We start from the raw sequence: 13,505 nt of genomic DNA, 5'->3' as shown, positions 1-13,505 counted from the left end.
CAAGTATCATCGGCCTGTTGCCAGGACTATATTAATTGCCATGCTACAGACCCCTGCCGGTTTCCAGCCCCTGATCCAATCCCTCAACGCCGCCGATATCCAGACGCTGGTCTTCCACAAAGACCGGCTGCTGCTGCGGGAGGAAAGCCTGGCCCTGCCGCCGCATGCGGAACTGGTGGCAGCCGGACTGGAACTGGCCGGAGCCATGCCGCTGGGTACCTGGGAAGGGCGCTACTGGCAGGTCGCGCAAGCGCCGCATGACACGCCGCCGTTGCCCGGCCACTCTTACGTCGGCCTGCGCACCCTGTTCGGCACAGTCGATGACGGATTGCTGGGCGTTGCAGGTCGCGCCTTCCAGATCGCCGAATGGGCGCGCACCCACCGTTTCTGCGGCGCCTGCGGTTCGCCGATGCTGCTGGCGCCCGGCGAGCGTGCCATGCGCTGCACCGCCTGCAGCCATCTCGCTTATCCGCGCATCTCGCCTGCGATGATGGTGTTGATCAAAAAGGGCAAGCAGCGCCTGCTGGCCGCGCATGCCAATTCGCCGTACAAGCGCTATACCGCGCTGGCTGGATTCCTCGAGGCCGGCGAATCGGTGGAGGAGGCGGTGCATCGCGAAGTATTCGAAGAAGTCGGGCTGCGCGTGCACAACCTGAAATACTTCGGCAGCCAGTCCTGGCCCTTCCCGCATTCGCTGATGATTGCCTTCACCGCCGAATACCTGGACGGCGAGATCGTCACCGACCCCAATGAAATCAGCGACGCGCGCTGGTTCGGCCCGGAAGATGAGTGGCCGGTGCTGACGCATACGGTTTCCATCGCCAGCGAGCTGCTGGCAGCGAACCGACCCTGAACGCTGTATACTGGTGGATTAGATTCCACATTTCACGGTCCTTGCAATCATGACTAAAGAAGTATTCACCGAAGACGATTGGCGCCGCCTGCTGGAGCACCTGGGCGAAGACCCGAATCGTCCAGGCCTGATCGAAACCCCGCACCGTGTCCACAAGGCGTGGAAACACTGGGTCTCCGGCTACGGCCAGGATCCGGCGGAAGTGCTGAAGGCTTTCGAAGATGGCGCCGAGCAGTACAACGAACTGATCGTCGTGAAGAACATCCCGGTGTACAGCCATTGCGAGCACCACCTGGCGCCGTTCTTCGGCAAGGCCACCGTGGGGTATGTACCAAATGGCAAGATTGTCGGCCTGTCCAAGCTGACCCGCCTGGTGGACGTGTTCTCCAAGCGCCTGCAGGTGCAGGAACGCATGACCATGCAGATCGCCGAAGCGCTGATGACCGTGCTGGAGCCGAAGGCGGTAGGCGTGGTGGTCAAGTGCCGCCACCTGTGCATGGAATCGCGCGGCATCCGCACCGCCGGTGAAGAAACCGTGACCTCCGCCATGCTGGGCGAACTGCAGCCTAACCTGGCAATGCGTACCGAATTCCTGGCACTGGCTCGCGAGTCCTGATCCATGGCTGACACCATCGAGTGGTTCGAAGGCGGTTTTGATGCCGCACTGGAGGGGGCCCAGGCTGCCGGCCGTCCGCTGTTCCTGTACTGGGGCGCCGCGTGGTGCCCCCCGTGCAACCGGGTCAAGTATGAAATCTTCGGCCGCGAAGAATTCCCGGCCAAGCTGCAAACCATGGTGGCGATGCAACTCGATGGCGACAGCCCGAACGCGCAGGCGATGGCCGCGCGCCTGAAGCTGCGCAGCTATCCGACCATGGTGATGTACCGTCCGGATGGCAGCGAGATCACCCGCCTGCCGTGCGAACTCGATGGCGAACTGTTTGGCGAAGCCCTGATGGCGGCGCGCTTTGCCGGCAATTCGGCGGGCGAGTCGATGGCCGCGGCGCTGGACGGCACGCGTGCCCTGTCGCCGTCTGAATGGACGTTGCTGTCGAACTATTCCTGGGATACCGATGAAGGCGTGCTGCTGCACGGCCGCGACCTGGGCGTGACCTTGACCACCCTGTCGCAACTGGCTGCTGCTGCGGTAACCGGCGAAGCGCCGGCCGCTGCGCGCCAGGTGGAGGATGCCGCCACGCGCCTGCGCCTGCATGCGATGGTGGCGCAGGCTGGCCGTGTGGTGGATGCCGCGTCGCCTGAATTCCTGTTGAAGGTGCTGGGCGATGCGCGTGTAGCGCGCGCCAATATGGACATCTTCGGCAATAGCGGCCACCAGCTGGTACGTGCCGCGCCGGCGCGTCATGCTGAACTGGCGACCGCCATGGCGAACGCCGCGCATGCGTGGGCTGAGGACATGTGGCTGTCGGCGCCGGATCGTCTGACTGCGGTGCGTTTGCAGGTGCGCATGTCGCGCATGGGTTATGCGGCGGAAGGCTTGCCGCAGCTTGTGCGTACGCGCGTGCAGCATGCGCTGGCACTGGTGGATGACAAGCATGGCCGGCATACGCTGGTCAACACGGCGGCCAGTGCGCTGAACGATGCGGGGCTGCATGCGGAAGCTGAAGCTTTGCTGCAGGCGACGCTGACGGAGTCGCATGCGCCGTACTATTTCAAGCTGAGCCTCGCGTCCGCGGCCAAGCGCCGGGCGGATCTTCCGGCAATGCTGGATTGGTATGAGAAGGCCTGGTGCTCGGCGGTGGGTCCTTCGACCCGCATCCAGTGGGGCGCGACTTACCTGTCGGCGCTGATCGATACCACGCCGGGTGATGGCGCGCGGATCGAGGCTGCGGCGGCAGGGCTGGCGCAGGATTTTGTGAATGCGCCGGATGGGTTCAAGCAGCGCAATCTGACGCAGGCGCAGAAGCTGGTGGCGAAGTTGCCGGCGGGCTTGGCGTTGGGTGACGTGCTGCGGGCGGGCATCTAAACCGGTAAACCAGGGTCAGACCCAGATTGACCGGGTTTTGGGCCCAGCCTCAACACCTCCCCCAGCCAATCCACGAACACACGCACGCGCGGCGACAAGTGCCGGTTATGCGAATAAATAATCGACACCGGCATCGGCGCCGGCCGCCACTGCGGCAGCACCTCCACCAACTCCCCTCGCTCGAGCAACGCCTCAATCCCCGGCAGCGGAATCTGCGCCAACCCGATCCCCGCCAGGCAGGCCCCCAGGTAAGCCTCCGAACTCCCCACCGACACCTTGCTGCGCACCGACAGCGTCTTCACCTCCCCATCCGCCACATATTCCCAGGGCAGGTCGCGCCCCGTCTGGCTGGAGAAGTAGTTGACCGCCCAATGCTCGCGCAAATCTTCCAGGGTGACAGGCGTGCCATGCGCCGCCAGGTAGGACGGCGAGGCCACATTCACCTGCACCATCGCCCCCAGCGGCTTGGCCACCAGCGTTGAATCCCGCAGCACCCCCGCCCGCACCGCACAATCAATCCCTTCCCCCACCAGGTCCGCCATGCGGTCGTTGGCCCCCACGCGAATCTTGATGTCCGGGTAGCGCGTGAAGAAATCCGGCAGCGCGGGAATAACGCTCAGGCGCGCAATGCGTTCCGGCAGGTCGACCCGGATCGTGCCGGACGGTTTGCGGCCGTCGGACAGGAACAGGGCATTGATGTCTTCCAGCTCATTGAGCAGGGCACGGCAGCGCTCGACGTAAAGCTGGCCTTCAACAGTCAGGCTGACCTTGCGCGTGGTGCGCTGGAGCAGCCGCACGCCGAGCTGCTGCTCGATGGACTGCACGGCATTGGTGACGGTAGGGCGGGGCAGGTCGAGCTGTTCAGCGGCCTGGGTGAAGCTTTTGCTGTCGGCCACCGCCAGGAAGACCTGCATGGCTTTCAACTGGTCCATTATTATGCATTCCCGAATAAAGATGTAGCAAACGCCGCATTTATTGTTGGAATCGATAATAGCACAATGGTCCCTATCGAAACCCCACCTGGAGATCACACATGGAAACCCGCAAACTTGGCAGCACCGGCCCGCAAACCTCCCAGCTCGGCCTGGGCCTGATGGGCATGTCCGACCTGTACGGCCCGGCCGACCGCGCCGAAAGCCTTGCCACCATCCGCGCCGCGCTGGACGCCGGCGTCACCCTGCTCGACACCGGCGATTTCTACGGCATGGGCCACAATGAAATGCTGCTGGGCGAAGCGCTGCAGGGCCGCAACCGCGAACAGGTGCAAATCAGCGTGAAGTTCGGCGCCCTGCGCGATCCGGATGGCGGTTTTATCGGCTACGACGCGCGCCCGCAGGCCGTGGCCAACTTCCTGGCCTATTCGCTGCGCCGCCTGGGTACCGGCTACATCGACATTTACCGCCCGTCGCGCCTGGATCCTGCCACGCCTATCGAGGAAACCGTCGGCGCCATCGCGGAGCAGGTGCGCAAGGGCCATGTGCGCCATATCGGCCTGTCTGAAGTGAATGCCGAAACCTTGCGCCGCGCCCATGCCGTGCACCCGATCACCGACGTACAGATCGAGTACTCGATGATTTCGCGCGGTATCGAAAACGGCTTGCTGCAGACCGCGCGCGAACTGGGCGTCGGCATCACCGCCTATGGCGTGCTGTCGCGCGGCCTGATCAGCGGCCACTGGACGACGCAGCGCGAAGGCGAGCAGGATTATCGCGGCCTGCACAGCCCGCGGTTCCAGGGCGAGAACCTGAAGCACAACCTGGAGCTGGTCGAGCGCATGCGGGCGGTGGCGCAAGCCAAAGGCATCAGCGTGGCGCAGCTGGCGATTGCATGGGTGATGGCGCAAGGCACGGATATCGTGCCGCTGGTCGGCGCCCGCACCCGCAGCCGCCTGCAGGAAGCGCTGGGCGCGCTCGATGCGGTGCTGTTGCAGTCCGACCTGGAAGCGCTGGAGCTGATCGTGCCGCAAGGCGCAGCAGCCGGTGGCCGCTACAACGATTACCAGCTGTCGCACCTCGACAGTGAGAAGGCAGCCTAGGCGAAGACCTCGCCCAGGAAGTCGATGAACGCCTGCACCTTGGCCGCGCGCTGGTGCCGCTGCTGGTACAGGGCGGTCAGCGTGGGTCCCGGTGCCTGGTACTCAGCAAGCAATGGCACCAGCGCGCCACTGCGCAATTCCTGCTCCACCGACAGCGACAGGAACTGGCCGATGCCGGCGCCGGACTTGCAGGCTTCGACCAGCGAATCCACATGGTCGAACGCGACGCGCGACGGCGGAGTGAACACCGCGCCATCCGCGAATTGCCATTCGCGCAGGCGGCCCGCACGGGGCAGGATGAAGTGCAGGCAATCGAAGCGCACCAGCTCTTCGGGTGCGCCAGGCCTGCCATGGCGCGCCACGAAGCCGGGCGACGCGCAGCAGGTGAAGCGCGTCCGCAGCAAGGGCCGCGCCACCAGGCGCGCATCGCCGATATCCCCCAGCCGCAGCACCACGTCGTAAGCCTCTTCCACCAGGTCCACCATGCGGTCGCTGGCGCTGGCCTGCAGGGTGATGGCCGGATAGCGCTCAACGAAGCGCGGCAGGGCCGGCGCAATATACAGGCGCGATACCAGGCCAGGCATATTGACGCGCAAGGTGCCGCGCGGCTCCCGCGTTGCCTGCTGCAGGTTGGCCTCCAGTTCCTGCATGCCGGCCAGCAGGCGCTGGGCCTGTTCATAGCATTCGCGCCCCTCGCCGGTCAGCGACATGCTGCGCGTGGTGCGGTTCATCAGCTTGACGTGGAAGTGCGATTCCAGCGCGTTCACCTGGGCCGTGACCGAGGACGTGGAGATGACCAGCTTTTCCGCCGCGCGCGAAAAACCTCCCGTTTCCACGACTGCGCAGAAGACGCGCAGGGCATCGAGTTTATCCATGCTGCCATTATCCACAATTCGTGGATCCCGTTTTCAGCCGGGCCCCATTTTTCCCGCGGCTTGCACTGCCTACACTGGCATGCATTGAAACCCACAGGAGTCCTTGAAATGAAAGCCATGATTCTCGAAGCCGCCGGCAAGCCATTGATCCTCGGCGAGATTGCCAAGCCCTCACCGGCGGCGGGGCAGGTGCTGGTGCGCATCCACGCCAGCGGCGTCAACCCGCTCGACCTGAAGATCGCCGCAGGCCAGGCCGGGCATGCGCGCATGCCGCTGCCGGCAGTGCTGGGCATTGATATGGCGGGCGCGGTGGAAGCAGTCGGGCCGGACGTGAGCGGCTTTGCGCCAGGCGACGCGGTCTTTGGCATGACGGGCGGCGTCGGCGGCGTGCAGGGTTCGTTGGCGGAATATGCTGCGGTCGATGCCAGCCTGCTGGCGCTGGCGCCGCGCAGCATCAGCCTGCGCGAGGCAGCGGCGCTGCCCCTGGTCTTCATCACCGCCTGGGAAGGTCTGGTGGACCGCGCTCGCGTGAAGGCCGGCGATTCAGTGCTGGTGCAGGGCGGCGCCGGCGGCGTTGGCCGCATGGCCGTGCAGCTGGCGCTGGCGCACGGGGCGGTCGTATCGGCCACCGGGCGGCCTGCCCAGCGTGAACTGATCGAAGCCATGGGCGCCCGCTTCATCGAGCAGGCGGAAGGGGAAGAATTCGATATCGTGTATGACACGGTAGGCGGCGAAGTGCTGGACGCATCGTTCCGCGCCGCGCGCCAGTATGGCGGGCACGTGGTGAGCAGCCTTGGCTGGGGGACGCATGCCCTGGCGCCCTTATCGTTCCGGGCGGCAACTTATTCGGGCGTCTTTACCTTGCTGCCGCTGTTGTCCGGCAAAGGCCGGGCTGCACACGGCGCCATCCTGCGCGAAGCGGCGCGGCTGGTCGATGCCGGCAAGCTGAAAGTGCAGCTGAATCCTGGACGCTTCGCGCTCGCAGAAGTGAACCAGGCGCATGCCGCGGCGGGAGGCGGCAAGGTGGTGGTGGATATCGGCTGATGCCTATTGCGGCGGAGGCGCCGCAGGGGCCGGGGTGGCCTCCGCATCGAAGCGCATCTTCGACTTCTTGCTCTCCGCTGTGTAGGTCCCGAGCCTGGTGCCGGTGGCGGCGGTATTGCCGCCTTCGGCGACCAGGGTGCAGCCCTGTGTCTCCACCTGCCACACATACTTCCCGGCGCGCAGGCTCCAGACGTTATCGCCACTGGCGAACAGTTCGAACTCCAACCCTTCCAGCGGCATCTCGCCCAAGGAAATCGCACGCTGGCATTCCGGCAGGCGCGCCGCCATCAGCGTGTACTGCGCATCTTCCTTCCAGAAAAACTCCTGCTGCCGCCGCACGGTCAGCGTGTGTTCGCGCGTGCCGTCCGCATAGAAGGTTGCGGAATCATTAACGCAGCCAGCCAGCAAAAACAGCGGCACTACAATCAGGATCTTGCGCATTGGGCGATAGGGAGTGATTGGTTTGAAAGCAATTATAGCCCCCGCGCACGATTGCCGCGCAAGCTCCGCCGTAGGGGTACACTGGGATATTCCCGATGCCTGTCCGACCAATTCAATGCAAAGAAGTTCGACCATCGACGACCAGGGTTTTCGCCGCATCCTTAACCGCAACGTGAAGATCCCGCTGCTTGGCGGGATTGTTGCTGCCGGCATTTTCGTCGTGCTGTTCGCCTACCTGATGAGTACCTGGAGCGCAGTGGAATCCACCGAACGCGCGATCGGCAATGCGCAGGAATTGCGCAAACTGGCGGTCGATATGGAAAGCGGCATGCGCGGCTACCTGCTGACCGGGGATGACGCATTCCTCACGCCCTACGTCGCGGCCCGGCCGCGCTTTGAAGCGGCGACCGATTTCCTGTCCAATATCGTGTCGGATGACTCGACGCAGGTGGAACGCCTGAAGCACATCCGCGCCCAGCACCAGGCATGGCTGCGCGCCGCGGAGCAGATGATCGCCGCCCGCCGCCAGCAGGGCGATTACCTCGGCATGGTGCGCGCCGGAATGGGAAAGATACCGTTCGACGGGTTGCGAGAACAATTCCGGGCCTTCATAGAGCACGAGGAGCGCCAGAGGGCCACGCGCGGTGAAGCGGTACGCGTGGTGGGCTTCTGGACGGTGGCGATCTTCCTGGCAGTGAGCCTGACGGTCAGCTGCCTGCTGGCCTGGCTCGGGCGGCGCGATCTGCTGCGGCTGTCGGCGGTGTACCGCGACGCATTGCAGGAGCAGCACACGCATGCCTACCAGCTGCAGCACCAGGCCTGGCTGCGCGAAGGCCAGAGCCAGTTGGCCGAGCAGGGCATCGGGCAGATGACGCTGCCGCTGCTGTCGTCAACGCTGCTGCAGTTCATGGCGCGCTACCTGGATGTGGCGGTCGCCTCGTTCTATGTGGTGAAGCCGGACGGCTCGCTGGAACGCACGGCGGCGTATGGCTTCAGCCAGGAAGACGAAGCGAGGGGGCGCCAACTGCTGCCCGGCGAAGGATTGGTGGGGCAGGCGGCGCGCAGCCGGCGCGCGGTGCACCTGGGACAACTGCCGGAAGGGTACATCAAGGTGACCTCCTCGCTGGGCGATGGCATGCCCCATCAACTGGTGCTGGTGCCGGTGCACAGCGATGGCCGCGTGAACGGCGTGGTGGAGCTGGGCTTCATGCGCGAAGCGGGGCGGCGTGAGCTGGACTTCCTCGAACTGGTAGCGGCGAATATCGGCATGGCGATCGAGGCCACGGTCGCGCGCCAGCGCCTGGGCGAGGTGCTGGTGGAAACCCAGTCGCTGAACGAGGAGATGCAGGTACAGCAGGAGGAGCTGCGCACCGCCAACGAGGAACTGGAAGAGCAATCGCGCGTACTGGAGCGATCGCGGACCAGCCTGGAAATGCAGAAGCTGGAGCTGGAGCAGAGCAACGAAAAACTGGCAACCCAGGCGGAGATGCTGGACCAGCGCAATGCCGCGCTGGCGGCAGCGCGGGTCGATGTGGAAGCACGCGCGCGCGACCTGGAACGGGCCAGCGAATACAAATCGCAATTCCTGGCGAATATGTCGCACGAGCTGCGCACGCCCTTGAACAGTTCCCTGATCCTGGCCAAGCTGCTGGCCGATAACGCGCAGGGCAACCTGGACGAGGAGCAGGTGCGGTTTGCGCAAACCATCTACAACGCCGGCAATGACCTGCTGGCGCTGATCAACGATATCCTCGACATCTCCAAGGTGGAGGCGGGCAAGCTGGAACTGGCGCCGGAAGATGTGGTGCTGCAGCTGATGATCGATAACCTGCAGGCAGTATTTGCACCGTTGGCGCAGGAAAAGCACCTTGAGTTCGTCATTGATCTTTTGCCAGGCTTGCCGGAGAAGATCTATACCGACCGGCAGCGGCTGGAGCAGATCCTCAAGAACCTGTTGTCCAATGCGGTCAAATTCACTGATCGCGGCAAGGTAATCCTGCGCGTGTCGCCGGGCGAAGCAGGCTTGCTGCGCTTTGCAGTGATTGATACCGGCGTTGGCGTTCGGGCGGAGCAGCAGGGTGCGATCTTCGACGCCTTCCAGCAGGGCGATGGCACGCCAAGCCGGCGCTTCGGCGGGACCGGCCTGGGACTGTCGATTTCGCGCGACCTGGCCCGGCTGCTGGGCGGTGAGGTCGAGCTGTCCAGCGTTGAAGGGCAGGGCAGCACGTTCACCCTGCTGCTGCCGACGCAATGGGCGGTCGCCGCGCCGCAGGACGAGCTGCCGTCCAGCACGGTATTTTCCGTCCCGTCCGCCATGCCGGCGGACCCGCCGCCCGCGAGCGATCCATTGCCGGCCGCCGATGGCGCCGGCAATGCACTGCGCCCTTTCGAAGACGACCGCAGCGCCGCCGCCCCGCCGGAACGCAAAGTCCTGATCATCGAGGACGACCCCGCCTTCGCCCGCATCCTGTACGACCTAGCGCATGAAGCCAGCTACCGCGCCCTGGCCGCATTCACCGCCGAAGAAGGCCTGCAACTCGCCCAGGAGCAGCAGCCGCAGGCCGTGATGCTCGACATCCGCCTGCCCGACCGCTCCGGCCTGTCGGTGCTGCAGATGTTGAAGGACAACCCGCAGACCCGCCACATCCCGGTGCACGTGATCAGCGGCACCGACAACGGCGAGGCAGCCCTGCACCTGGGCGCCGTCGGCTACGTCCGCAAACCCGCCGGGCGCGAGGAACTGCTGGCCGCCTTCGACCGCCTGGAACGCCGCTTCACGCAAAAGATCAAGCACATCCTGCTGGTGGAAGACGACGAACGCCAGCGCGAAAGCATGGTCAAGCTGATCGAAGACGAAGACATCGACATTACCGCAGTCGCCAGCGGCGCCGAAGCGCTGGAACAGCTGCGCGCTACCGTCTTCGACTGCATGGTGATGGACCTGAAATTGCCCGACATGCAGGGCAGCGAACTGCTGCAACAGATGTCCCAGCAGGAAATCGCCAGCTTCCCGCCAGTGATTGTCTATACTGGACGCAACATGACGCGCGCCGAAGAAACCGAGCTGTCGAAATACTCGCGCTCCATCATCATCAAGGGCGCCCGTTCGCCCGAGCGCCTGCTGGACGAAGTGACGCTGTTCCTGCACAAGGTCGAGTCCCAGCTCTCCAGCGAGCGGCAAACCATGCTGAAGGCGGTACGCAGCCGCGACCGCGTGTTCGAAGGCCGCCGCATCCTGCTGGTGGATGACGACGTGCGCAACATCTTCTCCCTGACCAGCGCCATCGAGCAAAAGGGAGCCCTGGTGGAAATCGCCCGCAATGGCCACGAAGCCCTCGACAAGCTCGACACCGTGCCCGACATCGACCTGGTGCTGATGGACATCATGATGCCCGGCATGGACGGCCTGGAAGCCACGCGCCGCCTGCGCGCCGACCCGCGCTTCGTCCGCATGCCGGTGATTGCCATCACCGCCAAGGCCATGAAGGACGACCAGGAGCAATGCCTGGCCGCCGGCGCCAACGATTACCTGGCCAAGCCGATCGACCTGTCCCGCCTGTACTCGTTGCTGCGGGTGTGGATGCCAGCCATGGACACGGTGTGATGAGCGACGGGGCGCCTATCAGCAGCGTCGAAATCGAGCTGCGCATGTTGATGGAAGCGATCTTCCTGCGCTACAGCTACGACTTCCGCGACTACACCAGCGCCTCGCAAAAACGCCGCGTGCTGCACGCCATGAGCGAAATGGGCTGCGCCACCGTTTCGCAATTGCAGTCGCGTGTATTGCATGAAGCCAGCGCCTTCAGCCAGCTGCTGCAATACCTGACGATACCCGTCACGGAAATGTTCCGCGACCCAACCTACTACATCGGCCTGCGCGAGCACGTGATGCCCGTACTGGGCACCTACCCCTCGCTGAAGATCTGGGTGGCCGGCTGCAGCACCGGCGAAGAAGTGTTCTCACTCGCCATCCTGCTGAAGGAAGAAGGCCTGCTGGAGCGCAGCATCATCTACGCCACCGACATCAACCCGCAATCGCTGGAGAAGGCCAAGAAGGGCGTTTTTCCGCTGGAGAACATGCGCACCTACACCGCCAACTACCAGGCGGCAGGCGGCAAGCGCGCCTTCTCCGACTATTACACGGCCGCTTACAACGCCGCCCTGTTCGACCGCTCGCTGTGCGAGAACGTCACGTTCGCCGACCATAGCCTGGCCACCGATTCGGTGTTCGCCGAAACCCAATTCATCAGCTGTCGCAACGTGATGATCTACTTCAACAAGAAGTTGCAGGAGAGGGCGCTCGGGCTGTTCCACGAGTCGCTATGCCACCGCGGCTTCCTGGGTTTGGGGAGCAAGGAGAGCATCGACTTCTCCGCCTATGGACCGAGGTTTGAAGTGCTCGCCAGGCGCGATCGCCTGTTCAGGAAAAAATAATGCAAACCGACCCTTCGCTGGAACTGGCTGTGCAAGGCCGCACCACGGAGGCGGTCGTGATCGGCGCGTCGGCCGGCGGTGTGAATGCGTTGTTGCAGATGCTGCCGGCGCTGCCGCGCGGTTATCGCTTACCGATAGTCGTCGTGCTTCACGTAAAGAGTGGTAGGCAAAACCAGCTGGTGGAGGTATTCCAGCAAAAGGTCGCGCTACCCGTACGCGAAGCGGGCGACAAGGAGGACGTAATTCCAGGTACTCTCTATTTTGCACCGGCTGGTTACCACCTGCTGCTCGAGAACGACCGCAGCTTCTCGCTGAGTTGCGACGCCCCCCTGCATTTCACCCGGCCCGCCATCGACATCACCATGGAGACGGCGGCCGACGCCTACGGCGCCGGCCTGGCAGGCGTATTGCTGACGGGCGCCAATGAAGACGGCGCAGCGGGCATGGCGGCCATTGGCAGGGCCGGCGGCCTGACGGTCGTACAGGACCCGAACGAAGCAGAAATTGCAACCATGCCGCAGGAGGCGATCAACGCCCGCGCTCCCGACCTGGTGCTGCCGCTTGAGCAGATCAAGCAATTGTTGTTGATGCTGGAGACGCACTGATGGAACCGACCAATGTACTGCTGGTGGACGACCTGCCGGAAAACCTGCGCGCCCTGAATGCCCTGGTGCGCGCCGATGACCGCGTCATCTACCAGGCCCGCAACGGCGAAGAAGCGCTGGCCCTGCTGCTGGAACACGAATTCGCCCTCGCCATCGTGGACGTGCAGATGCCCGGCATGGACGGCTTTGAACTGGCGGAGCTGATGCGCGGCACCGGCAAGACCCGCCACATCCCCATCGTCTTCGTCAGCGCCGCCGGCAGGGAGTTGAACTACGCCTTCAAAGGCTATGAAGCAGGCGCGGTCGACTTCCTCTACAAGCCGCTGGATTCGGATGCGGTGAAAAGCAAGGTGAATGTCTTCGTCGACCTGTACCGGCAAAAGCAGGAAGTTCGGCAGATCGTTGAACAGCGCGAAGCCACGGTGCGTGAACTGAACGCCGTACAGCAGGAGCTGCAGCGCGCGCTGGAAATGCGCGACCAGTTCATGTCGATGGTGGCGCACGAACTGCGCACGCCGCTGAACACCCTCTACCTGGAAGCGCAGATGCGCAAGCTGCAGCTCGAGCGCGGCAACATGGACCACTTCGCGCCGGAGCAGCTGGAACGCATGGTGGCGCGCGACATGCGCCAGATCCACGCCATGGTGCGCCTGATCGACGACATGCTCGATGTATCGCGCATCCGCGCCGGCAAGCTCTCGATCCGCCCCGCACGCGTCGACCTGGAAGCGCTCTTGCAGCGCATCGTCGGCGACCTGTCGCACCACGCCGCCGACATGCAGAGCGAACTACGACTGTCGATCGTGCAGCCGGTAGCCGGGTGCTGGGATGAATTCCGCGTGGAGCAGGTAATCGTCAACCTGATCAACAACGCCCTGCGCTACGGCGGCGGCAAGCCGGTCGACGTACGCCTGCATGCCGACAGCGAGAATGCCCGCATCGAAGTGATCGACCAGGGCGTCGGCATCCCCGAAGAGGTGCTGCCGAAAATCTTCGAACCCTTCGAGCGCGGCAAAATGGAAGGCATGCCCGCGGGCTTAGGCCTGGGCCTCTACATCTCGCGCCAGCTCGCCGAGGCCCACGGCGGCACCCTCGTGGTCCGCAGCAAGTCCAACGAAGGCGCCACCTTCATCTTCACCTTGCCCCGCGCCGACGAAATGTCCAACCGGGGGTCAGGAACGAATGTGGACATTCTTAGCGAAAATGTCCACATTCTTTCCTGACCCCGAAGTGGACA

General features: G+C 64.2%; 12 protein-coding genes. 9 read left to right on the top strand and 3 right to left on the bottom strand.

Annotated features, from left to right (window positions below):
- Window positions 1–40 precede the first annotated feature (40 nt).
- Genes nudC through ASD07_RS28325 form a run of 3 tightly spaced genes read left to right on the top strand, consistent with a single transcriptional unit; the run spans window position 41 to window position 2,834 of the window.
- Window positions 41–853: an NAD(+) diphosphatase gene (nudC, locus tag ASD07_RS28335; RefSeq protein ID WP_055938745.1), complete on the top strand. Its 813-nt coding sequence runs from the start codon at window positions 41–43 to the stop codon at window positions 851–853.
- A gap of 49 nt (window positions 854–902) precedes the next feature.
- A complete protein-coding gene (gene folE, locus ASD07_RS28330) occupies window positions 903–1,469 on the top strand; it encodes a GTP cyclohydrolase I FolE (RefSeq protein ID WP_028102807.1) in 567 nt (188 codons plus the stop codon).
- Between the two features lie 3 nt (window positions 1,470–1,472).
- Window positions 1,473–2,834 (top strand): thioredoxin family protein, encoded by a 1,362-nt coding sequence (locus ASD07_RS28325; RefSeq protein ID WP_055938742.1) that lies wholly within the window; start codon window positions 1,473–1,475, stop codon window positions 2,832–2,834.
- Here the strand turns inward: ASD07_RS28325 and ASD07_RS28320 are convergent.
- Entirely contained in the window at window positions 2,831–3,766 is a 936-nt protein-coding gene (locus tag ASD07_RS28320; RefSeq protein ID WP_055938739.1) for a LysR family transcriptional regulator, read from the bottom strand. The two genes, ASD07_RS28325 and ASD07_RS28320, sit on opposite strands and share 4 nt — an antisense overlap.
- Before the next feature lie 101 nt (window positions 3,767–3,867).
- On the opposite strand from ASD07_RS28320, the gene ASD07_RS28315 reads away from it, so the two are divergent.
- Window positions 3,868–4,869: an aldo/keto reductase gene (locus tag ASD07_RS28315; RefSeq protein ID WP_055938737.1), complete on the top strand. Its 1,002-nt coding sequence runs from the start codon at window positions 3,868–3,870 to the stop codon at window positions 4,867–4,869.
- On the opposite strand, the gene ASD07_RS28310 is transcribed toward ASD07_RS28315, so the two are convergent.
- Complete coding sequence (locus ASD07_RS28310) at window positions 4,866–5,744, bottom strand: LysR family transcriptional regulator (RefSeq protein WP_055938735.1); 879 nt, start codon at window positions 5,742–5,744, stop codon at window positions 4,866–4,868. The genes ASD07_RS28315 and ASD07_RS28310 overlap by 4 nt on opposite strands.
- A gap of 108 nt (window positions 5,745–5,852) precedes the next feature.
- Here ASD07_RS28310 and ASD07_RS28305 point away from each other — a divergent pair, with 108 nt between their 5' ends.
- Complete coding sequence (locus ASD07_RS28305) at window positions 5,853–6,788, top strand: zinc-dependent alcohol dehydrogenase family protein (RefSeq protein ID WP_055938732.1); 936 nt, start codon at window positions 5,853–5,855, stop codon at window positions 6,786–6,788.
- Between the two features lie 3 nt (window positions 6,789–6,791).
- On the opposite strand, the gene ASD07_RS28300 is transcribed toward ASD07_RS28305, so the two are convergent.
- Window positions 6,792–7,229, bottom strand: a complete 438-nt coding sequence (locus ASD07_RS28300) for a hypothetical protein (RefSeq protein ID WP_055938730.1) — start codon at window positions 7,227–7,229, stop codon at window positions 6,792–6,794.
- Window positions 7,230–7,344: 115 nt separating this feature from the next.
- Between ASD07_RS28300 and ASD07_RS28295 the strand changes: the two genes are divergently transcribed.
- The 4 genes from ASD07_RS28295 to ASD07_RS28280 are packed head-to-tail and all read left to right on the top strand — an operon-like array spanning window position 7,345 to window position 13,491.
- Window positions 7,345–10,833 (top strand): response regulator, encoded by a 3,489-nt coding sequence (locus tag ASD07_RS28295; RefSeq protein WP_055938727.1) that lies wholly within the window; start codon window positions 7,345–7,347, stop codon window positions 10,831–10,833.
- Window positions 10,833–11,663, top strand: coding sequence for a protein-glutamate O-methyltransferase CheR (locus tag ASD07_RS28290; protein WP_055938724.1), 831 nt, complete (start codon window positions 10,833–10,835; stop codon window positions 11,661–11,663). Before ASD07_RS28295 ends, ASD07_RS28290 begins: the two co-directional genes overlap by 1 nt.
- On the top strand, window positions 11,663–12,268 hold the full coding sequence (locus ASD07_RS28285) for a chemotaxis protein CheB (protein WP_055938721.1): 606 nt from the start codon (window positions 11,663–11,665) through the stop codon (window positions 12,266–12,268). Before ASD07_RS28290 ends, ASD07_RS28285 begins: the two co-directional genes overlap by 1 nt.
- Window positions 12,268–13,491 carry a hybrid sensor histidine kinase/response regulator gene (locus ASD07_RS28280; protein ID WP_055938718.1) on the top strand — a complete coding sequence of 408 codons (1,224 nt, stop codon included), beginning with the start codon at window positions 12,268–12,270 and terminating at the stop codon, window positions 13,489–13,491. The genes ASD07_RS28285 and ASD07_RS28280 overlap by 1 nt, the downstream gene beginning before the upstream one ends.
- Window positions 13,492–13,505 lie beyond the last annotated feature (14 nt).

Origin of the sequence: Duganella sp. Root336D2 (assembly GCF_001425005.1) — a bacterium.
In the GTDB taxonomy this organism is placed as follows: domain Bacteria; phylum Pseudomonadota; class Gammaproteobacteria; order Burkholderiales; family Burkholderiaceae_D; genus Rugamonas.
Note: the sequence above shows the minus strand (reverse complement) of the source record. Positions and strands in the feature narration are given on the sequence as shown.